Genomic DNA, 22,756 nt, shown 5'->3' with positions numbered 1-22,756 from the left:
CTCCTGATTGCTCTGGAAATAAAGCCGATCTGTTATTCAATCTGGCCTTCTACAACTTAAGTATGGTGAGAGATATTTTCAGGAGTTTAACTTTCTTCTGCCTATTGATCGCTGTATGATAGTGAAAATTTTACATAAAAAATTTACAAGTAATAATAATGGAATCACAGTCACAGATGCCCTTAAAAAAACTCCCGCGGCTTAAAGCTCGAGGTGGTTTACAAGTGATGTATGCATCTATACGTGCATTATTGCTTCGGGAGTTACAAACCCGCTTTGGTCAATACCGTTTGGGATATTTATGGGTCTTTCTTGAGCCTCTGCTGACCATCGGGATTATGGTGGTGCTGTTTGGTACGCTCATGCAGAGGACCTTGCCGGGTATGGATTATCCGGTTTTTTTGATTAACGGCATTATTCCATTCTTTATGTTCAGGACAGGGGTTACCCTGGCGATCAGTGCCACCGAATCCAACCGGGGATTATTCAGCTACCGTCCGGTCAAACCGATCGATGCCTTACTGGCACGGAATGTTCTTGAATTTCTGCTTAAATTTACTGCTTATGTTGCATTTACCGCGGCATTTGTGTGGTTTGGTTACAGCATCAGTTTTGAACACATTCCTGAGCTTTTGGGTTACTGGGTGCTGTTATTTCTATTCATGACGGCATGTAGCCTGATTTTTATCGTGATTGGTGATTTTTCCAGGGAACTGAACAAGTTTCTTTCGGTGTTCTTTTTAATTCTTTATTTCCTGTCCGGGATTTTGTATTCCATCCATATTGTTCCAGTCGAATATCGCGAATATTTACTCTATAACCCGTTGATTCATATCTTCGAATTAATGCGCCATGCGGTTGCGCCGACTTATAGTTTAGTGCCCGGAATCAGTTTGAGTTACTTTGTCATATGGATCATTGTCTCCTTATTCATCGGATTATTACTATATAAACGCTTTGAACGCCATATGGTGAAATCAAAATGATTGAATTAAAAAATCTAACAAAATCATACGCCACACCCAAAGGACGGCATTATGTGTTTAAAGATTTAAATGCAGTTTTACCGGAAAATAAAAGCGTGGCCCTGTTGGGGAAAAACGGTGCGGGCAAGAGTACCTTGCTGCGTGTGATTGGCGGAATTGACTACGCAGATTCGGGCAAGGTAATCACCAATAAAACCATTTCCTGGCCGGTGGCATTGTCCGGGGGGTTTCAGGGCAGCCTGACTGCCCGGCAAAATGTACGCTTTGTGGCCAGACTTTATGTGAGTAATCATGATGAAGTTGAACATGTAGTCAAATTCGTTGAAGAGTTTGCCGAAATTGGTAAATACTTCGATATGCCGATGAAAAGCTATTCAAGCGGCATGCGCGGCCGGATCGGTTTCGGTTTAAGCATGGCGTTTAATTTTGATTATTATTTGCTGGACGAAGCCGGTGCGGTCGGGGATGCTTCTTTTCGCAAGAAAAGTCAGGCTTTGCTGGATGAACTCAAAGAAAACTCAAATATTATTATGGTCTCTCATGACTTGAAAGATTTAACCCGTAATTGTGATGTCGCCTTTCTGGTGCGAGATGGCCAGGCGGAATATTTTGATAATGTGCAAGATGCAGTAGAGGTCTATAAAGCGTATGCAAGCTAAAATAAATAAGCGACTCTGGGTCGCCTATACCTGCTGTGTCCTGATCCCGGTGGTGATCATAGTCATTTATCTGTTCGCCTTTGCCAAAGACCGTTACCAGTCTTCTTCCATCGTCCTGGTAAAGCAGGTCGCCGATACCCCGGTGGCAGATGCCTCAGGAATCGGTGCTTTGCTGGGAATGCCCAATACCAGCCGTGAAGATTCACAGATTCTTAAAGAGTACATTACTTCGCGCGACATGATTGAGAAACTGGATCAGACCCTGAATTTGCGTGAAGAATTTTCATCCGTCCATGACCCGATCTTTGCCCTGCCCAAGGATGCACCGATTGAAGATCTGGTGAAATACTTTAATAAGATGATCAAGGTTGAACTGGATGAAAAAACCATGATGCTGCATGTGCATGATCAGGGCTTTTCACCAGAATTTTCATTGAAACTGAATCAGGAACTGCTGAAGCAGAGTGATGCTTTCATTAATGAAATCTCGCAAGCCATCGCGGAAGAACAGCAGGTCTTTGCCCAGCAACAGTATAGCGATGCCGCTAAACAGCTAGATCAGGCACGTCGGGCTGTCCTTCAATATCAAAATGAAAATGAAATTTTCGATCCTGAATTACAGGCCAAAGCGGTAGCGACACTGATTGCAGGTCTGCAGAGTAGCCTGGCGCAACTGAAAACCGAAGAGCGCACCTTGCTGAGCTATCTGACCCCGGAAGCCGCCCAGGTGATCGCTGTACGTAGCCAGATTGCCGCCTTGCAACAGCAGATCAATACCGAAAATGCCAAACTGACTTCACCGAATAATTTAAAGCTGAATAAAAATGTTGCCGATTTTGAGGCACTCAAAGCACAAGTCGAATTTGCAGCGGATCTTTATAAAATTTCCCTGGTTTCTTTGGAAAAAGCGCGTTTGGAAGCCTCACGTAAACTGAAGAAGCTGATCGTGATTTCCACCCCGCGTTTGGCGCAGGAAGCTTTATATCCACGCAAAGTGTATATCAGCCTGACCTCATTTCTGTTATTGAATATCATTTTTGGTATTGGCTTGCTGATCCATTCCATTATCCGTGAGCACAGGGAATAAATTATGAAAAAAATTGCTTTATTATCAGTTTTATCATTGGCATGTGCGGCACAAACCTATGCATTGGATTCCAGCCTGCTGCCTACTGAAATCTCTCAGGATTTGAATAGTCTAAATCTGGCGCCAGCCAGTACCAATAATAATACGCTGCTGAATAGTCAATCGATCGTTGAGCTTTCTCCCGGTAGCTCGATGAAATACCCGACAGTAAACCGGATGTTTGGTTCGCAGCTCTTTAAGGGGGCTTTTGCCTCTACGGCAGGCTCGACGTTTAATAGCAGTTATCAGATTAATCCAGGCGACAATATCAATTTACGTCTATGGGGCGCCTATCAGTTTAATGGCACACAAACCGTCGATCCCCAAGGCAATATTTTTATTCCCAATGTAGGCCCGGTCAGGGTTGCCGGTGTTCGAAACGGTAATCTGCAATCGGTAGTTGAAGCACAGGTACGGCGTATTTATGTCTCGAATGTAGGCGTATATGCAGCGCTGGAACAAGCCCAGCCAGTCAAAGTCATGGTTACCGGCTTTGTCAATCAGCCCGGGAATTATGGTGGTGTGTCCAATGATAGCGTGATTGCTTACCTGGACCGTGCTGGCGGGGTAGATCCGGAACGTGGCAGTTATATCAATATCAAGGTGCTGCGCAATGGCCGGACCGTGCAGCAGGTCGACTTGTATGATTTCCTGTTACAAGGCCAGATTCAGCCTTTTTCCTTTCGCGATGGCGATGTCATTGTGGTAGGACAGCGGACTCATACCTTCAATGTTTCGGGTGAAGTCTATAACCAGAATGATTTTGAGTTTAATTCTCCAGCCATCACATTGGCTCAGGCCCTGACTTTTGCCAAACTCAAACCGGGCGCGACCAATGTCAGCATTCAGCGTCGGCAGGGTACAGAATACCGCAGTGAATATTATTCGCTGAGTCAGGCACCGAATATCACGGTTGAAGATGGTGATGTGGTTACGGTAACAGCTGACCGCTATGCAGGCACTATTCAGGTACGGATTGACGGTGCACATAATGGTGCCCATGCTATTGTATTGCCTTATGGTGCCAGACTCGGAGATGTCCTGGTACAACTGCAGCCCAATGCTTTGGCCGAAGTCGAGTCCTTACAGCTTTACCGTGCTTCTGTGGCTACGCGACAAAAAGAGATGCTGAATGTTGCCCTGGACAAGCTGGAGGAAACCACCTTCAATGCCCGCTCCAGTACCCAGGAAGAAGCCACCTTGCGCTTGCGTGATGCAGAACTGGTCAAGCAGTTCATCGTCAAAGCACGTCAGGTGCAGCCTAAAGGACAGGTGGTTCTCAATCCGGATTCTTTTCAGAATGTGATCCTGGAACAGGGCGATATTCTCTATATTCCGGAAAAGACCTCGGTCATCATGGTACATGGCGAAGTTGCTTTCCCGAACGGGATTGAATACAGTAACGGACTGAATGCTAGGGATTATATCGAGCAGGTGGGCGGTTTTAGCCAGAAATCGAATAAATCCAAAGTGATTGTGATCAGGCAGAATGGTAGAGCAGAGCTGGTCAGTAAAACTGCAAAAATCCAGCAGGGCGACGAGATTCTAGTGCTGCCGAAAGCCCAGACCAAAGGTATCGAGATGACGCGTGGGATCACCCAGGTGATCTATCAGATTGCAGTGGCTGCCAAAGTCGCTTTAGATTTGTAATTAACCTGAATCGCGGATAAAAAATTGACTTGAAAAAAAGATGGCTGAAACCCCATTAGGGAATAACCACCTGACCTATACTTTTAGATAAGATGATTATTTTACATATGTATTCTGACTGATTAATGGCTTTTCAAACTACTGGAAGGAATACAATTTAGTGAGGAGTAAAGCGAGAAGTACTCGAGGCTATTTCACAGGAATTTATGCTTCTTTATGTGCTTATCAACTTTACCATAAAAATAGGCCAGCCATTCAAGCTTATGAAACATCGACTTAAGCAGGATTCGGGTTATACAATATTGTTCACATACTTAAAAAAAACTAAATAGCTAAGGTTTCAAAATATGTTTAAAAAATTTTCAGAGAAAGATATTACCTATGTTCTCACCATTCGAGTTTCAGACTTCACTCCTTGGATTTTAGAACGTATTAAGTTTTGCTTAAATTTTTATGAACCATGTCCAAAAATTTTAATTTTAGACTTTGGTTCAGAAGAAAAATATTCATTATTTATTGAAGATGAATGTAAAAAATCAAATGCAACTTATGTAAAAATCAATGATACCAGTACATTTTCCGCATCAAAAGCCAAAAACTTGGCCTTTAAATACGTGACAACAGATTTGATTTTATTTTCTGATATTGATTGCGTATTTAGTAGGGATATTTTCCAAACTTTAGCAAAAGATGCAACTTTACTGGAGTTTAATGTAAATCCTAGACGTTATATTACTTTTCCCGTTATTCATTTAGCTGAAAATATTTCAAAAGATTTTGAAGAATTAGAGCCATTAGATAAAGGAAAATATATTAGAAGTCTAGACTATTATTCTCTTCAAGCTGAGTTTAAAAAAGAAATTGAATTTATTGCACCATATAGCAATATCTTATTTATGCATAAAAACTTATATGACTTAAGTGGTGGATATTGTGATATATTCCGCGGTCATGGCTCTGAAGATTTTGAATATTTAATTCGTTTAGGTTATTTAACAAGTGATTTACCAAAACCTAAAAACTTGAATAAAGACTTTTATGGACCACTCAAAGAAAGTTTTTGGAAAGCCTCAACTTATGAAGGCTTTCGAAAATATTTAGAAGCGTTAACTTTTACCTCCGCATATTTAGGTTATAAAACCTACCATATGTGGCATCCTAAACCAAGTGAAAAAGGGTATTGGACCAATAACAATGATTGGAAACGGGAGCGTTTTAATAAAATTTTAGGTATTTATTTAAAAAATGAAGAAAAAATTCTAGAAATTGACTATCTAGTTCGCAATAAAAAAGCCTTATGTCTGATGAATGATATAGACCAATGGGGATATTTTTTACCATTTAGAGCCCAAGGTTATGCATTAGAAGTTGCCTCAAGTTCAAATCAAGCAGAAATTAATCAAGCATATAAAAAAATACTACGCCGAGAGATTGACCTAGTTTGTATTTTTAATCCATATATGAAAAGTCATAAAGATTATTATGCTTTAATTGAGTTAGCAAAGGAAAATAGTATTCCTGTTAAAATTATTGAGCGAGGTGCTTTACCACACACTATTTATTATGCAAATGAAGTATCCTATAACGATTCTGATTTTTATGATGAAGATAATATTACTAAGAATATTTTAAATAAGAATTTAAATGTTAAAGAAAAAGAAAGTATTTCAAGGTACATTTCTAAGATTAGAACCGGGAAAAATACTTTAGAAAATATGCAGGATTATGAGGATTCTATTCAAAATCTTCATTCAATTATAAATAAAAATACTAAAAATATTTTTATTCCTTTTCAGTTGCCAGACGATATGGCTGTAACTTATTTTAATGAAAATTATCAAAATTATGATGATTTTACTTCAGATATAAAAACATTAGCTTTGAAATATTCTGAAATTATGTTTTATATTAAACCACATCCATTAATGCCAAATATTAATAGCTTTGAGAATTATACAAATATTATTATACTTAATAATACCAACATTCATGCTATTTTAGATGTTTTTGACTATATTGTACTTTATAATTCAGGTGTTGGCTTGCTTTCAATATTACATGGTAAAAAACCTTATTGTATAGGTAACGCCTTTTATAGTTTAAATGGACGGCTTGCGACAAAGGCGGTTAATTTAGAGCAAGCAATTCAATTTATTTTAGATTCTGAATATAAACAAAATTTAGACGAAATGATTGTATTTAAGTTTATAACTTGGTTATTAGAAAAAAAGTATAGTACCTTCCAGGCTGAAGATAAAATTAGAGATTTTGGTGATAGATTATCACATGGTTATAAAAATATTCAAGTTCAAAAGTTTAGTATTGATAATACTTCAATAAATATTGGTAATCATAAGGTTTTTCCTTATTCAGAGAAATCTTTTATTTCGGCAAAAATTATATTTGAATCAAAAACTGTTATAGAAGATAAAAAGTCTGCTGTATCTCCTCAAAAGTTCAGCATGCCTTTCCCATTTTTAGAGAGTAATAAAAAAGTTCGTAAACTAATTAAAAATCCTAAGGGTTTTTTTATTGATGCCGTAAAAAATAAACTGAATTTTTTAGATAATTAAAATTTTTATTTATTGTTTAGTTTTATTAAATAGAATCTAGTTTATTAATTATTAATTATTAATTATTAATTATTAATTATTAATTATTAATTATTAATTATTAATTATTAATAATTAATTATTAATTATAAAATAGATTCTATAATATAGTTATTTTATAAAAGACTTTAAAATATTATACGGTAGGAAAAGTTTGATGAGAAAATTTTTAATTGGACTAAGAACAACCAAATTTGACATACAAACATTAAGTCTTTTTTTATACTATAAAAATGCAAATATAGATGTAGTCTTAGTTGTTGATGAGCTAAAAAAAGACGTAGACTGTGGAATTTTCCCCAAGGTGTCAATTAATAAAAGTACTTTAACTGAAGTAGGATTATATGTAGAACTAGAAAAGTTAGGATGGCTTTGTGGGGATTTTGGTTTATATTTAATGTCAATAAAATACCCTAACTATGACGGATATTGGTTAATTGAAGATGATGCTTTAGCAGCAAGCGAAAGTTTGACGACTTATCTTGGTTTACCTTTATCAAAAAATCTCGATTTATGTGCGAAGTCATTTTGGAATGCACATTCGGGATGGGTTTGGAAAGAAAGTGCTGAAGCTTATTTTCAAGTTCCAATTGCTAAGAAAATGTCATTCAGTATAGTTTATGTATCGAAAAAATTTTGTTTAGAGGCATTAAGGAAAAGAATAGAATATGTAGAGCTTTATTCTAAAAATAATTTTCTTAATTTTTTAAACGATGAGTCATTTTTAGCAAACTTTAGTCTAAATTATAAAGTCTTACGTATGGATGAATTGTATGGCAAAGATGATTTAGAAAATTTTAATTTTACAACTAGTGGTAACTTATATTTTATTAGTCCAAACTTTGTTAATATTAAACAAGGTTTTTATCATCCTATTATTATATCTACTAACTCCCAAGATTATAATGATCGAATGATTCATATTTTAAAAAAACAAAAAAAAATAGGGCGACATTATAAGAAATTATTACTTAATAAAATTGATGGAAATTTAAAGAAAACTATTTCTGGATTTCAACCTAGAGTGTTGGTTTGTTTGGTTTATAAAGGCTCAAATAATATTCATGACTTGGTAGGGTTAATAAAAAAAAGATGGGCAGATTGTATTATCTTAAGTTTAACTAAAAGTGAAATATCTTCTGAATCTGTTGATGTTTTAAAAGGTGAAACTATTGAGTCTAGTTTAAATATGATAGAAAAGTCTTATCCTAATTATGACGGAGTATGGATTATTGATGAAAAATGTAAAATTGTACTTGATAGTAATCAAAGTTTAGTGAAGCAGTTGGAAGTGCCTGAAAGAGAAAGAATTAATTTTGGATATATAGAGGTTAGTAGTTCAATAAATTCTATTTCTGCTTATTATATTAATTTTGATTACTTTGAAGAAAATGGTTTTATTGCCAGTACTGCCACTAATTTAGAATGTTTTTATAAAAAACCTTTTTTATCATTAGTTAATGATTAAAAAATTATTAATATTTTGGAAACTATGTATTATTTTTTTGATAAAAAACATCAATGCTCTTTGAGAAATTTTCTTTATAGAAATAAATTGCATGTATGGGAAACTATCTTTCGCCCACATGCATTTATTCCCTGTGGCTGGGGACGCAAAAAAAGTTTTTTCAAAGCCCAAAACCTAGCTGAAAAAAATGGCTTAAAAGCACTCTGCTTGGAAGATGGATTTATCCGTTCTCTTGGCTTAGGCAAAGATGGCTATGCACCTCTTTCCCTAGTGATTGATGAAACAGGTATTTATTTTGATGCCTTGCAAACATCAGACTTGGAACAACTGATTCTTCAACCTGAAACTGAAAAACTAAACCTGCGAGCTTCATCCGTCATTCAGACAATATTAAACCATAAAGTCACCAAATATAATCAAAAATTCCAAAGCATCGATCCTGCTAAATTTGAACAGACAACTAGACATGTTTTGGTTGTTGATCAAACTTTTGGTGATCAATCCATTAAATATGCAGGTGCTACCCCAGCAACTTTTAAGACCATGTTGGCACAAGCCTGTCACGATCATCCGCATGCGATTATTTGGGTCAAAACTCACCCTGATGTAATGGCGGGAAAGGCAAAATCTCATTTTCAACCGCAGGACTTGGATTCTGAAAATATCCGGGTTTTAACTGAGGCCTATAATCCGATTGAGCTGTTGGACTATATGAGCGAGGTCTATGTAGTCAGCTCACAGCTTGGTTTTGAAGCCTTGCTGTGTGGCAAGATGGTACATTGTTTTGGTGTGCCATGGTATGCAGGCTGGGGACTTACCCAGGATCATCGCGCGCCTCTGCATATTTTAAATGGGCGACGCAGACAAAATCGCTCCTTGCAGCATTTATTTGCCTGTGCGTATTTGCAGTATGCACATTATCTTAATCCAGTAACCGGACAGCGCTGCGAGTTAGAGGAAATCCTCGATTTATTTATTCCAAATATACAGTTCCAACAACAACTGGCCCAATCGTATATAGCCTATGGGTTTAGTCCCTGGAAAAAAAAGTTTATTGCAGCTTATTTCGCATTTCCTCAGCTCAAGCTGAAATTCCAGCGTTATTTTAAACCGCATAAACATCATTATATTTTAGCTTGGGGGAAAAGAGCCAGGCTGTTAAAAGAATCAGCTTATGAACAAGTCACTACTGTTGAAGATGGATTTATTCGTTCTGTTGGCCTAGGAGCGAAGCTGATCCGGCCCTGTTCACTGGTTTTTGACAATGTCGGCATTTACTATGATGCTACACAGCCTTCACGAATAGAACAGCTGCTTTTAAATGTGAATTTAAGTACAGAGCAGATTGACCGCGCACAGCGATTAAGAAAATTACTTATTGATTTAAATATTTCAAAATACAATGTCGGCACAAAAAAATCATTAACACGTCCTCCACATTCACGTGTTCTGTTGGTCGTTGGACAGGTGGAAGATGATATGTCGATTCAGCTCGGGGGAGTGGGGGTTAAAACCAATCTGGGGCTGCTCAAGCAGGTCAGGGAAAACCATCCGGACAGCTATATTATTTACAAGCCACATCCAGATGTCCAGAGCGGACTACGCACAGGGAAAATTCCTGAACCGGACATGCTGCATTATGCCGATCAGGTTGAACTTGATACTTCCATTTTAGAGTGTTTTGAAATTTGTGATGAGGTACATACCATAACGTCCTTAAGTGGTTTCGAAGCTTTAATTCGGGGGCTAAAGGTCTATTGTTATGGATTACCTTTCTATGCAGGCTGGGGCTTGACACAGGATAGGTACTTGTCACAAAGACGCAATAGACATCTTACATTGGAGGATTTACTGTATATCACCCTTGTAGAATATCCGACCTATAATTTAGCGCATACCGAGGTGTCGGGTATCCCCTTGGTCAGACCTGAAGATGTAATTGCTTATATAAAAAAACAGTTAGATCAACCGGTAAGTTATAACGAAAGGTATAAACGTGTATTATTAGCTCTATATAATATACTAAAAAAAATAGGTTAATTGCTTTATGTCAGTCCATATAAATCGTTTATTACTTTCTGAACGGGTCCTCTTGTTACAGGGCCCGATGGGGAACTTTTTTACTCGTTTTTCTGCATGGCTAAAAGATCATGATATTCATTGCTTTAAAGTAAACTTGAATGGTGGTGATCAGTTTTTTTCACGTTCTTTTGAATACAATTTTAATTTTACCGGTGCTTCTTCTGAATTTTCAGCCTGGATTGAGGATCTGCTGTTAACCCAGGATATTGATACTGTCGTATGTTTTGGGGACTGCCGTCAATACCATCAGATTGCAAAAAAAGTGGCATTGAAGCATCAGATTAACTTTTTTGCTTTTGAAGAAGGGTATATCCGGCCAAACTACATTACCTTTGAGCAGGACGGGGTTAATTTCTTTTCCAACTTTTTATCGCATTTGAAGTTAAAAGCCAAAAAACATAAACATAGCCAGATTGAGGAAATTTCCGAAGTCAATAATAGCTACCGCTCAATGGTAGTCAGTGTAATGATCTATTATCTGTTTATGCTGATTTTTTCATGGAAATACCCCCATTATAAACACCACCGGCAGATGACTATCTGGGCTGAAATTTATTACTGGATCTGGTCAGGTGCGCGGCGCATTAAAAACTATTTTGTAGAAGACGGTCGGTTTAATACATTTATACAGGGCTATAAAAAACGCTATTTTGTTTTTGCCCTACAAGTGCATAACGATTTTCAAATTCGTACCCATTCCGATTTGAAATGTATGAAAAAGTATATTGAAATGGTGATTCGGGATTTTGCACGACACGCAGATCCGCATCATCATTTAGTACTTAAACATCATCCAATGGATCGTGGCTATCGTAATTATGCTTCTTATATTCGTAAGTTGGCCAAGTCTCAGGATGTGGAGGGACGGATTCACTATTTTTGTGATATCCATTTACCTACGCTTTTAAAAAATAGCCTGGGTTTTGTCACGGTAAATAGTACGACAGGCATTCAGGCTTTGTATCACCATATTCCTGTCAAGGTATTGGGCTATGCACTCTATAACTTGCCTAAGCTGACCAACCAACGGCCACTGGCTAAATTCTGGAGGAATCCAGGTAAGGTGGATCAGGTGTATTTTAATTACTTCCGTGAAGAGCTGATTAATTATTCTCAATTAAACGGGGCATTTTATGGTGCTTCACCTTGGATGGATCACTATGATCTGTCGCATATCGAGGTAGATGTAGAAATGCAGCCGGCCAATAATCCTGTTTCCATCTGATTGGGATGAGAGCCTTCATGGCTCATATAATTAACTGGTAAAATTTAGAAATTTTAGAAATCTTGTTGAGAGAAATCCTTAAATAAAATACTTTTGCCTGAACTTCATTGAAGGGGATAAAAGAATTTAAAATAAAAAAAGCCCTGATCGAAAAATCAGGGCTTTTTTAGAATCTGGAGCGGGAAAGGAGACTCGAACTCCCGACCCCAACCTTGGCAAGGTTATGCTCTACCAACTGAGCTATTCCCGCGGAGTCTATAAAGTTTTTTAAATGAAAAAACTAAATGAAAAAATTTTGAGCGGGAAAGGAGACTCGAACTCCCGACCCCAACCTTGGCAAGGTTATGCTCTACCAACTGAGCTATTCCCGCATGCCGTGTATAATACAGCATGCAAAAATCAGGTCAACACCTTTGTTAAAAATCTTGCATCAATTGCATAAAATAAAATCAAAATCCTTTGGATTAGACATTAAATAGCCAATATTCATCTGGTAGTTTATAAAACTTAGCTACATTCAACGGATTGCACCCATATAGACTGCCAAAATACTTCGCAGAACAAGGTATACTGAAACCATATTTTTCAAAATTGGAGTCCGGCCATGAGCTTAGAACAACAACTGAAAGACCGTTTGGCACAATTATCCCCAACCCATCTGGAAGTAGTCAATGAGTCCTCGGGCCATGGCGGTTATTTCCCGGGAAAAGAATCGCATTTTAAAACCGTCATTGTCAGTCAGGCTTTTGCCGGTTTGCGCCCCGTCCAGCGTCATCAAAAAGTTTATGCTGCTGCGGGGGATCTGCTGTCGAAAGACAAGATTCATGCGCTGGCGATTCATGCATTTTTACCTGAAGAATGGACAGGACAGGATACGAGCAGTCCTGCTTGTGCCCATGCACCAAAAAACTAAGAGGAAATGATGGAAACCCAACTTTTAGTCAAGATTATCCATATGTCGGTAGCAGGACTGGCGATTGTCGCCATTCTTGCCCGTGCCTTGACCTTGTTTGTCGGCACACAGGGAAATATGCCTAATCCGGTAGCACGCACCGCATTAGTGGCTTTGCAGCATTTCGCCATCACGGTGATTGTACTGACCGGTATCGTGTCGCTTTTCCTTAAAGATTTTGATGTGCAGCCCTGGTTCTATGCCAAAGTTATTTTATTTTTGGTACTGGTGTCCTCTCTAGGCAAAGCCTATAAAAAAGATGATTCGATTTTGCTGGTACAGCGTCGGGCTGGCTTATTTATTGCTGTGGTTTCATTGATGTCTATTCTGGCCCTGGTGATGATCAAGCCGAATTTTGGCTAAAAGCAGACTGGCTATGACGATCAGCATAGCCATTACATCTGAATAATTAAAAAGTACAAATGTAGTAAAAGTAATTAAAAATTGACAGGAGGGGACATGCGTACACGTGTGGTATTTAATCAAAAAGGTGGGGTGGGCAAGTCGAGTATTACCGTCAATCTGGCAGCGATCAGCGCATATCAGGGCTTAAGAACCTTGTTGATCGACCTGGATCCGCAGGCTAACTCCAGCCAGTATGTGCTAGGCGATGATGCGACGTATTCCAGTGACAAGCCTGCACTCGAACCGAATATCGAAAACTATTTTGAAGATGTACTCGGCAACCAGCAAAGTAAGGGGCTGCTCGGCAATGCCATTGGCTCGATTTTAAAAAGTCGTAGCAAAGGTCTGGAAAGCTATGTGCATCAATCCTCTTTTAAGCATCTGGATGTTATTCCGGCCAGCCCTACACTTGGGACATTGGCTCATGCCCTGGAATCCAAGCACAAGATTTACAAGTTAAGAGATGCCTTGCAACAACTGTCGGGACATTATGACCGGGTGTTTATTGATACACCGCCTGCATTCAATTTCTTTACCCTCTCCGCACTCATTGCGGCAGATCGCGTGCTGATTCCTTTCGACTGTGACGTATTTTCTAAACGCGCCCTGCAGACCCTGATTGAAAATGTGATTGAAACCCAAGATGACCATAATGAAAATTTGGAAATTGAAGGCATTGTCGTCAACCAGTTTCAGGCACAGGCCAAATTACCGCGTGAAGTGGTACAGCAGCTCAAAGATGAAGGCTTACCGGTGCTTGACAGTATGTTGCCACCGTCGATCTTGATGAAAGAATCTCATCAGAAAAATCAGCCGCTGATTCATTTGGCTACTGATCATAAATTGACTCAGGCCTATCAATCGTTGTTCAATGAGATAGAACAGAATTAAGATCGAGTTAGCTATGAAACTTGTGAAAATCGGCCTGAGTATTGCTGCACTTGCATTACTCAGTGCTTGTGCAACGACGGTAAAACCGACTTATGTGTCGCCAACCCTGTATCAGACTTTGGGTTGCTCGCAACTACAGGGTGAATATAACCGTATTCAGCAGTATATTGATAATGGTGTCGAACCACCGAAACGTACTGGCATGGGTGTAGGTGTGGGTCTTGGCGGTGGTTGGGGCAGTCACGGTGGTTGGGGTATTGGTCCGAGTATCTCAGTCAATATGGGACAGTCATCTGATACCAAAAGAACCGAACTGGCACGACTTTTAGGCGAGCAGGAAGCGATTGTCCAGGCTGCACGTTATAAGAACTGCCCGATGATCGTGCGGCAGGCGATACCTAAATAAATCATTCTATATTAAAAGGATGAATGCTGACTTCGGGTCGGCATTTTTTATTGCTTTCACCAAGAATAGAGCGGTTTAAATTAAGATAAAACTCACGTGAAATTGACCGGCCTGTATAGAAGTCTGAAATTTTTAAGCTTGTCATGATATTCGCATATTGATTAAGCTAGAATCTGGGCCCGGAATAGTTCATCGCGATGATTGAAAATTGGTTATTTGTTTTAGGACTCATTGCTGTGCTGATGGTTCCAGGGCCGGCCAATGCCCTGGTGGCCAGTTCTGCTTATCAGCAGGGACGGCCCAAAACCAGTCTTTATCTTCCTGCCATTCTGATGGGCTATTTTTATGCCATTAATGTCTGGGCTTTGTTGATTCATCTGGCTTCACCGATCTGGCCAAATTTTAAAGGTGTGGTCTATGTACTGAGTACCATCTGTGTGGGCTGGATGACCTTGCATTTATATAAGGCCCAACAGTTAGAGCGCTATAATAAGAACCATCCTCAGATTCGTCCTTGGCAAATGTTTAGGGCCACCTTAAAAAATCCTAAAGCAGCCCTGTTGGCCTCAGGAATTTTACCCATGGAAACCTGGCAAAGTCCGACCAACTTCGTGCTGGTTTTTGCTGCCTTTAGCTTGAGTACCATTCCTGTAGGGGTTTTCTGGATGATTTTTGGTCAGGCAATTTTGAGCAGTCATTCTGAAAAAATAAAAGCCGGCCTCATTTATAAAGGCGCGGCTCTGTTTGTCCTGCTTTGTCTGATCCCACTCCTGATCAAGCTGTGGGATTAAATGCGCAGGCTATAAAAAATATTAAGCTGTTGTGCTTTTTTTAAGCTTTTGTTGAATAAAGCCAATCACACCTGGCAATACACTTAAAATAATGATGCCGAAAATCAGATAGGTAAAATTGTCTTTAACAATCGGCATATTGCCAAACATATAACCCAAGATTACAAATGAGCTAATCCAGGCAAATGCCCCGACCACATTATAGGTCAGGAAATATTTGTAATTCATGCTGCCAGCACCGGCTACAAAGGGTGCAAAGGTACGGGCAAAAGGAATAAAACGCGCAAAAATAATGGTTTTACCCCCATGTCTGGCAAAGAATTGCTGAGTCGCCAATAAATGTTTTTGATTGATAAAGCGTGATTCAATCTCGAACACCCGAGGTCCAATATATTTACCAATGTGATAATTCAGGGTATCACCCAGCACTGCCGCAACAAATAGGAGCGGAATCAGCACCCAGGGATCCATCGCACCGGTAGAGGCTGCAAGTGCGCCTGCTGCAAATAACAAACTGTCACCAGGCAGGAACGGCATGACCACCAAACCTGTTTCCACAAAGATAATCAGGAAAAGAATGGCATAAATCCAGATCCCGTAATTGGTGATAAATTCAAGCAAGTGATCATCAACATGCAAGATAAAATCAATCAGTTCCATGAGCCCAGTACAAGCAAAAGTGTGCTCAAATCCTAACAGCGATCACCTCTAAAGTCAGTAATAAAAGTCGACTATTTTGCGGCTTATTTTTCTGCTTTCAGGCTAATCCTGTCATTTTAAAAATGGATGTATCAGCGTATTTACAGATTTTTATTGGAGCTTTCTGAGCAGACTACACAAGGTCATCATGGTGTTACATAACTTCTGCAGCGTCTGCTCCAGCTTTCTGTTTAGATTATGGAATCATCATAAAAATAGCAGGTCAAAACATATGAAAAAATATATTCTTGTGATACTAGTTCTGGCAGCTGTCAGTCCGGCACTTTGGGCTAAATCCGATCAGGCTGTTCTGGCAGAAGCCAAAAAGAATGTAGTCAGTATTGCTCAGGCACACAAAATGAAAGATGAAACCGGCGTGACCTTAACAGGCCAGATCGTCAAACAGCGTGCAGCGCAAAGTGATGAATTTGAATTAAAAGATAAAACCGGCAGCATCATGATTGATGTGGATGATGACCACTGGAAAAGATTAAAACTCAAAGCAGGCGACCGGGTGAAAGTCTGGGGCGAGGTCGATACGCACCGCAATAAACCCACCGATATTGAAGTGATTCAGATTGAACACCTGAAATAAACCATTCATTTGGCTGGTTCACAGGAAAGCAGCGGAAGTCTGCTCTCCTGTGAACCAGCCAAAAATGAAGCCACTAATTTCTATAATTTCTTAACTGTTTAATATTTAAACGCTTTGGAATAGTGTGCTTAAATGCAAGAAAAATGCTAGAATACGGCGCTTATCTTTCGTTTGCCTTTCATAGTTGTTCGTCATGACTACCAATACTCAAATTACTGAAGATCGTATCCTGATTCTGGATTTCGGTTCTCAATATAGTCAGCTCATCGCACGTCGTGTTCGTGAAGCTGGTGTATATTCTGAAATGTATGCCTATGATATGTCTGAAGAAGACATTCGTGCATTTAATCCAAACGGGATCATCTTGTCTGGTGGACCTGAGAGTGTTCACCTTGAAGGCAGCCCACGTGCGCCGCAAGTGGTATTCGAACTGGGTGTGCCGGTATTGGGTATTTGTTATGGCCTGCAAACCATGTGCGAACAGCTTGGCGGTAAAGTTGAGCCGGGTCATGTACACGAATTTGGCTATGCAGAAGTAGATATTGTCGTACGTGACAAGCTGATCGGTAATTTACAGGACCGTGAAAACCAGTTGCATGTCTGGATGAGCCATGGTGACAAGGTTGCCCGTATTCCAGAAGGCTTCCAGATCACTGCACAAACTCCAAGCTGTCCAATTGCGATGGTTTCTGACGAAACTCGCGGTTTCTATGGCATTCAGTTCCATCCTGAAGTAACACATACTTCTAAAGGCGCAGAATTACTGTCGAACTTCGTTCATCAAATTTGTGGTTGTCGCGGTCTGTGGACGCCAGAACACATTATTGATCTACGTGTAGAACAGCTTCGCCAACAGATTGGTGATGAAAAAGTATTACTTGGTCTTTCTGGCGGTGTGGATTCATCTGTAGTGGCAGCACTGTTGCATAAAGCAATTGGTGATCAGCTGACTTGTGTGTTTGTAGATAATGGTCTGCTTCGTTTGAACGAAGGCGATCAAGTGATGCAAATGTTTGCAGATAACATGGGTATCCGCGTGATTCGTGCTGATGCAGAGGAACGTTTCCTGACTGCACTGGCTGGCGAAGTTGATCCAGAGAAAAAACGTAAGATTATTGGCCGTGAATTTATTGCAGTCTTCGCTGAAGAAGCCCGTAAATTAGATGGCGTAAAATTCCTGGCTCAAGGTACGATTTATCCGGACGTGATTGAATCTGCCGCAAGCAAGCAGGGTAAGGCGCATGTGATTAAATCGCATCACAATGTGGGTGGTTTACCGGCAGACCTGGCGTTTGAACTGGTTGAACCGTTACGTGACCTGTTTAAAGATGAAGTACGTAAATTGGGTACGACTTTAGGTTTGCCACACAGCATGATCTATCGTCATCCATTCCCGGGCCCAGGTCTTGGTGTGCGTATCCTGGGTGAAGTGAAAAAAGAATATGCAGACATTTTACGTCTTGCAGATGACATTTTCATGCAGGAACTGCGTGCCAGCGGTTGGTATGATAAAACTGCACAAGCCTTTGCAGTATTCCAGCCAGTGAAATCGGTGGGTGTAGTCGGTGACGGCCGTCGTTATGCATGGGTGATTGCACTGCGTGCGGTAGAAACCGTGGACTTTATGACGGCTCGTTTCGCGCATCTTCCTTATGATTTAGTCGATAAGATCTCGACCCGTATCATGAATGAAATTGCTGAAGTTTCTCGTGTTGTGTATGACGTATCGTCTAAACCACCAGCAACAATTGAATGGGAGTAATTTAGGGGTTTCGGACAGCACTGCTGTCCGCCTAAATTACGCCAAGCGCTATGCTCGCGGCAGTTTAGGAATCTAAACGTTCCAAATTAAAAAAGAGTGCTTAGGCGCTCTTTTTTATACTTTTTTAAATAGATAAGAGACTTAAGCCGGCTTAACCTGCCAGTTTTGCAGCTCTCCATCTAAACTCTGATCTGGATCATAAGCCTCAATCCGATTCCGACCATTGGCTTTAGCCTGATATAATGCGATATCGGCCTGTTTAATCAGGGTCAGTAAATCGGTTTCACAGCTTTCCAGAATGGCAGCACCAATAGAAATACTAAAACTGAAACGATGTTGACTGTCTAGGTCGATCACGATATTTTCAATTTTATGCCTTAAACGTTCAGCAATTTTTAACGCATCATCGAGAGAAGTTTCAGGTAAAAAAGCAATAAATTCCTCGCCTCCATAGCGCGCCAGAATATCATGCTGCCGCATTTCACTATGGGTGATTAGTGCTATCGTTTGTAAGACCTGATCTCCAATATCATGCCCATAACGGTCATTAATCTGCTTGAAATGATCAACATCAAATACCAGTAAGCTCATGGGTGCAGGTCGCGCAAGATTCTGCTGTACCAGCTGTTGGGCCAGATATTCAAAACATCGACGGTTATTCAGGCCAGTGAGTGAGTCAGTATGTGCCATATTTTCAAAGGCCTGACGATTATATTCATTCAGGGTATATTGCAGGAATACAATGCGTGATTTTAAGGTCGAGTTCCAGCTGATATAAAGACTGAAGGTTAATACCGGCAGATAAATCAAGGAAAATAAAAATATCTGATACGGGTCAGCATGGGTATTGAAATATACGCCAAGATAAATGACCAGGGTAATCAGACCTGAAGTAATCAAAGACGGCCAGAAACGGATCTGTATACATAAATTGGCCAACACAATAAAGACCAGGGATGCATATTGATAAATAAGGACAGAGGCACTTTCGGACTGATTCAGGTTAAAGAACCAGATGGCACTTGCGCCAATAATTGAAGTGGGCAAGAGCAGGTCAAAGACAGGCAGGTTGCGGTAAGAATGATACATCCAGATCGTCACCATGACGATCAGAAGGGTATAGCTGATTTTGGTCAAAATGAGCAAAGTAAGGATATCGTTGAGTACCACAATATCGGCAAGGGTATAGGATGCATAGGCCAGCTGTGCAAATAAATTAACCTGTAACAGGTATTTTAAAGTAAGTTGTTTTTGATGAGCATAATAAGCTGGTTTTAAGGGTGCAGGAATACGAACAAGCGGCTCTTGAAGAGCCTCCTGAATCAAACTACGAGATTCTTTTTCATAATCATGAGGCATGCAGCCTTCCCAACTTAAAATTTATAAAAATGAATAAGATGAAATTTATATAGTTGTATAAAAAATATTCTATTCTTTTGTTAAATATTTTAAAAGTGAAGAAACAAATTTATTTGATCAGGTAAAAATATCTGATTAATACTTCTCAGGATGAGCTTGGCTTGTTATAACAAACCAAACTGGGTTCAACTTTAATTTGTGGCTGATTGAACTGGCTGAGTGCTCGATTTAAATACATTCCAGGGATTGTCTGTTGCAGGCTTGGCCTGATCCAGTATGTCGGGATAATAGACTTCAATCCGGTTGCGTCCAGTTTTTTTGGCCTGATATAAAGCAATATCAGCTTGTTTGATCAGGTCTTCCAGAGTTTGGGTATGTGATTCCAGTTCTGCTATCCCGATCGAAATAGTAAACCGGATGGCATGATTAGGTTTGACATAAATGTACTGCTTTTGAATAGCACAGCGAATTCGCTCTGCAATCACCAGACTGTCTTGTAGCTGAGTATCCTCCAGAAGGGCGATAAATTCTTCCCCGCCAAAACGTGCCAGTACATCGCTATGCCGCATTTCTTTACGGGTCACTTCAGCAATGAGTTGCAATACCCGATCACCAACATCATGTCCATAGCTATCATTAATATTCTTAAAATGATCAACATCAAACATCAGCAGGCAGCTACTGGCATGTTTAGGCCACTGATGAATTGAGCGTTCAGCCATATCGACAAAATGGCGACGATTATATAGCTGGGTCAAATCATCGGTATGTGCGAGATTTTTTAAGGTTTGATAGTTCCATTCGTCAAGTAGGGAGCGCAGAAACGAACGTCGAACATTTAGAATATTATTCCAGTTAATATAGATACTAAAAAACCAGAGAGGACTAAAAACTACTGCAAAAATAAAAGCTTGAGATGTACTCATTAACTGATTGGCCCCCAGCATGATAAACAGGGCAATCAAGATGGAACAATAGACCGCGACTTTAAACTGGGTCTGTATACAGAGATTGGCGACAAGAATAAAAATCGCAGAGGCATAAATATAGGTGGCCACATGAGGACTACTTGAAAGTACCAGTAAGCCAATCCAGGCCGCTGCGGCCACAGTCGTACCTATAGGCACGATTCTATCCAGAACCTGAATGTTTTTATATTTTTTAAACAGGTAATAACAGCAAAACAGTGCGCCCAGAACCAGAACCACACGTATCAGCCCGGACATAAAAAACATGTCCGGAATAATCAGGATATCAGCAAAAAAATACAGAAGAAATGCTATTTGTGCCAGATAGTTAATTTGACGCAAATTTTGATGACTATGGGTATAGACGTAATCATAAAAATATTGCTGAAACGGAGCAGGAATACGGGCATGCGGATCTGTCAGCGCCTGTTCAATCAGCTGACGGTTTTTCAGATCACATTCAGATAGTTTTAGTGATTTATCAGTCGTCGAATTTTGAAAAGATACATTCGTCGTTGAATATATATTCTCATTCTTAGCAGACATGTCCTGGTCCAGTATTATTTTTATAGGTGCCTATTATGCCGTGATTGCATAAAAAATAACCTCCCAAAAATTGGGTATCCGGAAGGTTTTTACATTTAAAACGTAACAAAATTTGTGTTTTTTAATAATGGAAGTATTTGAAATACATGAAAAATCATCTTATTTGCCAGAATTTTAAAAAACTATTCATTCGTTTCACGTGAAACATGATTGCGCAATACTTCTTTGTATAACCCCATATCATCTCCTTAAGCCAGGTAGCTGCATCAAAAATTTTAAGCTAACTCAAGTATTTGTATTTACAATATAAATCGTATCAGCTGTTCAGATTTTAAATAGGGTAGCCATTAGAATACTTAATACGTATCTAAATATTTCTAGAGATAGATTTTGAATCTAGACCCTGTACATTGTCCTGAGCAAGGGGCATTTTGGATCAGTCTAATGTGAATGTCTCACCCACTCCGGAACTAGAATGAAAATGCCGAGGTAAACTCAGCCATGTCGACCAATAGTGATATTGAACTGTCCAATTCTGATGATTGTGAAAAGTATGTAAACCGGTTTATTCAGGAATTTCCTTTACGCCGCGCAGAAATCGGGCAGGGTACCGTGATTAAACGTGCCTTGCCAAGCAGACACAAGCGCATGATAGGTGCCTGGTGTTTTCTCGATCACGCCGGTCCTGCCATTTTCCCGCAAGGAGATGGCCTAGATATCGGACCACATCCGCATATCGGGCTGCAGACTTTTACCTGGATGATCGAAGGCAGCATGATGCACAATGACAGTCTGGGAAATCAGCAATTGATTCGTCCCAAGCAGGTCAATCTGATGACCTCGGGCTATGGTATCTCACATACTGAAGTCTCTCCGGAAAGTGAGACCCATATGCATGCAGCACAGTTGTGGATTGCCTTGCCGGATGACAAGATCAATATGGCACCGGGGTTTGACCATTATCCTGAATTACCGGTGGTCAATGAGCAGGGTATCGAGTTTACCGTGCTGGTTGGAGAGTATTTAAATACCAGATCACCGGTTAAAGTGCATAGTGAATTGCTGGGCGTGGATCTGTATGCAGATGAAAGTAGCAGTATGCGTTTGCCACTGAATCCGAAATTTGAATATGGCTTTATGGTACTTGAAGGTACGGCCAGTATAAATGGACATGAACTGACAGAGGATAATATGCTGATCCTGGAGCCGGGGTTGCAACAGGTCAATGCTGAAATTCATGCCAGAAGCCGGGTGTTATTGATTGGAGGAGAGCCATTTGAAAGCCCGATTTTATTATGGTGGAATCTGGTCGGGCGTACGGTAGAGGACCTTAAAATTGCACGGGAACAATGGATAGAAGGGCATGAACGTTTTGGTTCTATTCCAGCCTATGATGGGCTACGTTTAGAAGCTCCTGCATTTCCAGAGCGGATGCGTGCTTCACGATAAATGCTAAAATGATGGGAATATAAAGCGCTGGCTGAATTGAACTCAAAGAGTGAATCTGCAACATGGGATACATATCATTACAGTCATCAAAAAATGAGCTGGAGTCGGCTGCTTTTTGCTATGCT

General features: G+C 39.9%; 19 protein-coding genes, 2 tRNA genes and 1 pseudogene. 17 read left to right on the top strand and 5 right to left on the bottom strand.

Going from position 1 to position 22,756, the window contains the following annotated elements; all coding sequences use genetic code 11:
• The first annotated feature begins 158 nt into the window (after positions 1–158).
• The 9 genes and pseudogenes from VXQ92_RS07505 (at position 159) to VXQ92_RS07465 (ending at position 11,808) form a co-directional block, all read left to right on the top strand.
• Positions 159–986 (top strand): ABC transporter permease, encoded by an 828-nt coding sequence (locus tag VXQ92_RS07505; RefSeq protein ID WP_064096918.1) that lies wholly within the window; start codon positions 159–161, stop codon positions 984–986.
• Complete coding sequence (locus tag VXQ92_RS07500) at positions 983–1,645, top strand: ABC transporter ATP-binding protein (RefSeq protein ID WP_064101697.1); 663 nt, start codon at positions 983–985, stop codon at positions 1,643–1,645. Before VXQ92_RS07505 ends, VXQ92_RS07500 begins: the two co-directional genes overlap by 4 nt.
• Positions 1,635–2,732, top strand: coding sequence for a capsule biosynthesis protein (locus tag VXQ92_RS07495; RefSeq protein WP_416680983.1), 1,098 nt, complete (start codon positions 1,635–1,637; stop codon positions 2,730–2,732). Before VXQ92_RS07500 ends, VXQ92_RS07495 begins: the two co-directional genes overlap by 11 nt.
• A gap of 3 nt (positions 2,733–2,735) precedes the next feature.
• Positions 2,736–4,421, top strand: coding sequence for a polysaccharide biosynthesis/export family protein (locus VXQ92_RS07490; protein ID WP_064096921.1), 1,686 nt, complete (start codon positions 2,736–2,738; stop codon positions 4,419–4,421).
• A gap of 148 nt (positions 4,422–4,569) precedes the next feature.
• Positions 4,570–4,701: pseudogene (locus tag VXQ92_RS07485) on the top strand (IS982 family transposase); the annotation flags it as partial.
• A gap of 67 nt (positions 4,702–4,768) precedes the next feature.
• Positions 4,769–6,994, top strand: a complete 2,226-nt coding sequence (locus VXQ92_RS07480) for a hypothetical protein (RefSeq protein ID WP_416680982.1) — start codon at positions 4,769–4,771, stop codon at positions 6,992–6,994.
• Between the two features lie 196 nt (positions 6,995–7,190).
• A complete protein-coding gene (locus VXQ92_RS07475) occupies positions 7,191–8,501 on the top strand; it encodes a hypothetical protein (RefSeq protein ID WP_416680981.1) in 1,311 nt (436 codons plus the stop codon).
• Positions 8,502–8,588: 87 nt separating this feature from the next.
• Positions 8,589–10,541 (top strand): capsular polysaccharide biosynthesis protein, encoded by a 1,953-nt coding sequence (locus VXQ92_RS07470; RefSeq protein ID WP_416680980.1) that lies wholly within the window; start codon positions 8,589–8,591, stop codon positions 10,539–10,541.
• Positions 10,542–10,548: 7 nt separating this feature from the next.
• Positions 10,549–11,808 carry a capsule biosynthesis protein gene (locus tag VXQ92_RS07465; RefSeq protein ID WP_416680979.1) on the top strand — a complete coding sequence of 420 codons (1,260 nt, stop codon included), beginning with the start codon at positions 10,549–10,551 and terminating at the stop codon, positions 11,806–11,808.
• A gap of 174 nt (positions 11,809–11,982) precedes the next feature.
• Here the strand turns inward: VXQ92_RS07465 and VXQ92_RS07460 are convergent.
• Positions 11,983–12,058 (bottom strand) — tRNA-Gly (locus VXQ92_RS07460).
• Between the two features lie 48 nt (positions 12,059–12,106).
• Positions 12,107–12,179 (bottom strand) — tRNA-Gly (locus tag VXQ92_RS07455).
• 233 nt (positions 12,180–12,412) lie between these two features.
• Between VXQ92_RS07455 and VXQ92_RS07450 the strand changes: the two genes are divergently transcribed.
• From VXQ92_RS07450 to VXQ92_RS07430, 5 genes are all read left to right on the top strand, one after another.
• Complete coding sequence (locus VXQ92_RS07450) at positions 12,413–12,721, top strand: BolA family protein (protein ID WP_416680978.1); 309 nt, start codon at positions 12,413–12,415, stop codon at positions 12,719–12,721.
• 9 nt (positions 12,722–12,730) lie between these two features.
• Positions 12,731–13,123: a SirB2 family protein gene (locus VXQ92_RS07445; protein ID WP_064101703.1), complete on the top strand. Its 393-nt coding sequence runs from the start codon at positions 12,731–12,733 to the stop codon at positions 13,121–13,123.
• 96 nt (positions 13,124–13,219) lie between these two features.
• Positions 13,220–14,056, top strand: coding sequence for a ParA family protein (locus VXQ92_RS07440; RefSeq protein ID WP_416680977.1), 837 nt, complete (start codon positions 13,220–13,222; stop codon positions 14,054–14,056).
• A 13-nt stretch (positions 14,057–14,069) separates the two neighbouring features.
• Entirely contained in the window at positions 14,070–14,462 is a 393-nt protein-coding gene (locus VXQ92_RS07435) for a hypothetical protein (protein ID WP_064101705.1), read from the top strand.
• Positions 14,463–14,659: 197 nt separating this feature from the next.
• Positions 14,660–15,253 carry a hypothetical protein gene (locus VXQ92_RS07430; RefSeq protein WP_064096931.1) on the top strand — a complete coding sequence of 198 codons (594 nt, stop codon included), beginning with the start codon at positions 14,660–14,662 and terminating at the stop codon, positions 15,251–15,253.
• Between the two features lie 21 nt (positions 15,254–15,274).
• On the opposite strand, the gene VXQ92_RS07425 is transcribed toward VXQ92_RS07430, so the two are convergent.
• The gene (locus VXQ92_RS07425; RefSeq protein ID WP_064101706.1) at positions 15,275–15,913 is read right to left on the bottom strand and encodes a DedA family protein; all 639 of its coding nucleotides are present in this window, start codon (positions 15,911–15,913) and stop codon (positions 15,275–15,277) included.
• 271 nt (positions 15,914–16,184) lie between these two features.
• Between VXQ92_RS07425 and VXQ92_RS07420 the strand changes: the two genes are divergently transcribed.
• Together VXQ92_RS07420 and guaA are read left to right on the top strand one after the other, a co-directional pair.
• Positions 16,185–16,547 (top strand): NirD/YgiW/YdeI family stress tolerance protein, encoded by a 363-nt coding sequence (locus VXQ92_RS07420; protein WP_144723855.1) that lies wholly within the window; start codon positions 16,185–16,187, stop codon positions 16,545–16,547.
• A 193-nt stretch (positions 16,548–16,740) separates the two neighbouring features.
• The gene (guaA, locus tag VXQ92_RS07415) at positions 16,741–18,309 is read left to right on the top strand and encodes a glutamine-hydrolyzing GMP synthase (protein WP_064096934.1); all 1,569 of its coding nucleotides are present in this window, start codon (positions 16,741–16,743) and stop codon (positions 18,307–18,309) included.
• 141 nt (positions 18,310–18,450) lie between these two features.
• On the opposite strand, the gene VXQ92_RS07410 is transcribed toward guaA, so the two are convergent.
• Together VXQ92_RS07410 and VXQ92_RS07405 are read right to left on the bottom strand one after the other, a co-directional pair.
• A complete protein-coding gene (locus VXQ92_RS07410) occupies positions 18,451–19,668 on the bottom strand; it encodes a GGDEF domain-containing protein (protein ID WP_416680976.1) in 1,218 nt (405 codons plus the stop codon).
• 191 nt (positions 19,669–19,859) lie between these two features.
• Entirely contained in the window at positions 19,860–21,182 is a 1,323-nt protein-coding gene (locus VXQ92_RS07405; protein ID WP_416680975.1) for a GGDEF domain-containing protein, read from the bottom strand.
• A gap of 501 nt (positions 21,183–21,683) precedes the next feature.
• Here VXQ92_RS07405 and VXQ92_RS07400 point away from each other — a divergent pair.
• Positions 21,684–22,631, top strand: a complete 948-nt coding sequence (locus tag VXQ92_RS07400; RefSeq protein WP_416680974.1) for a pirin family protein — start codon at positions 21,684–21,686, stop codon at positions 22,629–22,631.
• Positions 22,632–22,756 lie beyond the last annotated feature (125 nt).

Source organism: Acinetobacter sp. 228 (assembly GCF_048147885.1).
This window is presented reverse-complemented; position numbering and strand designations above follow the sequence as displayed.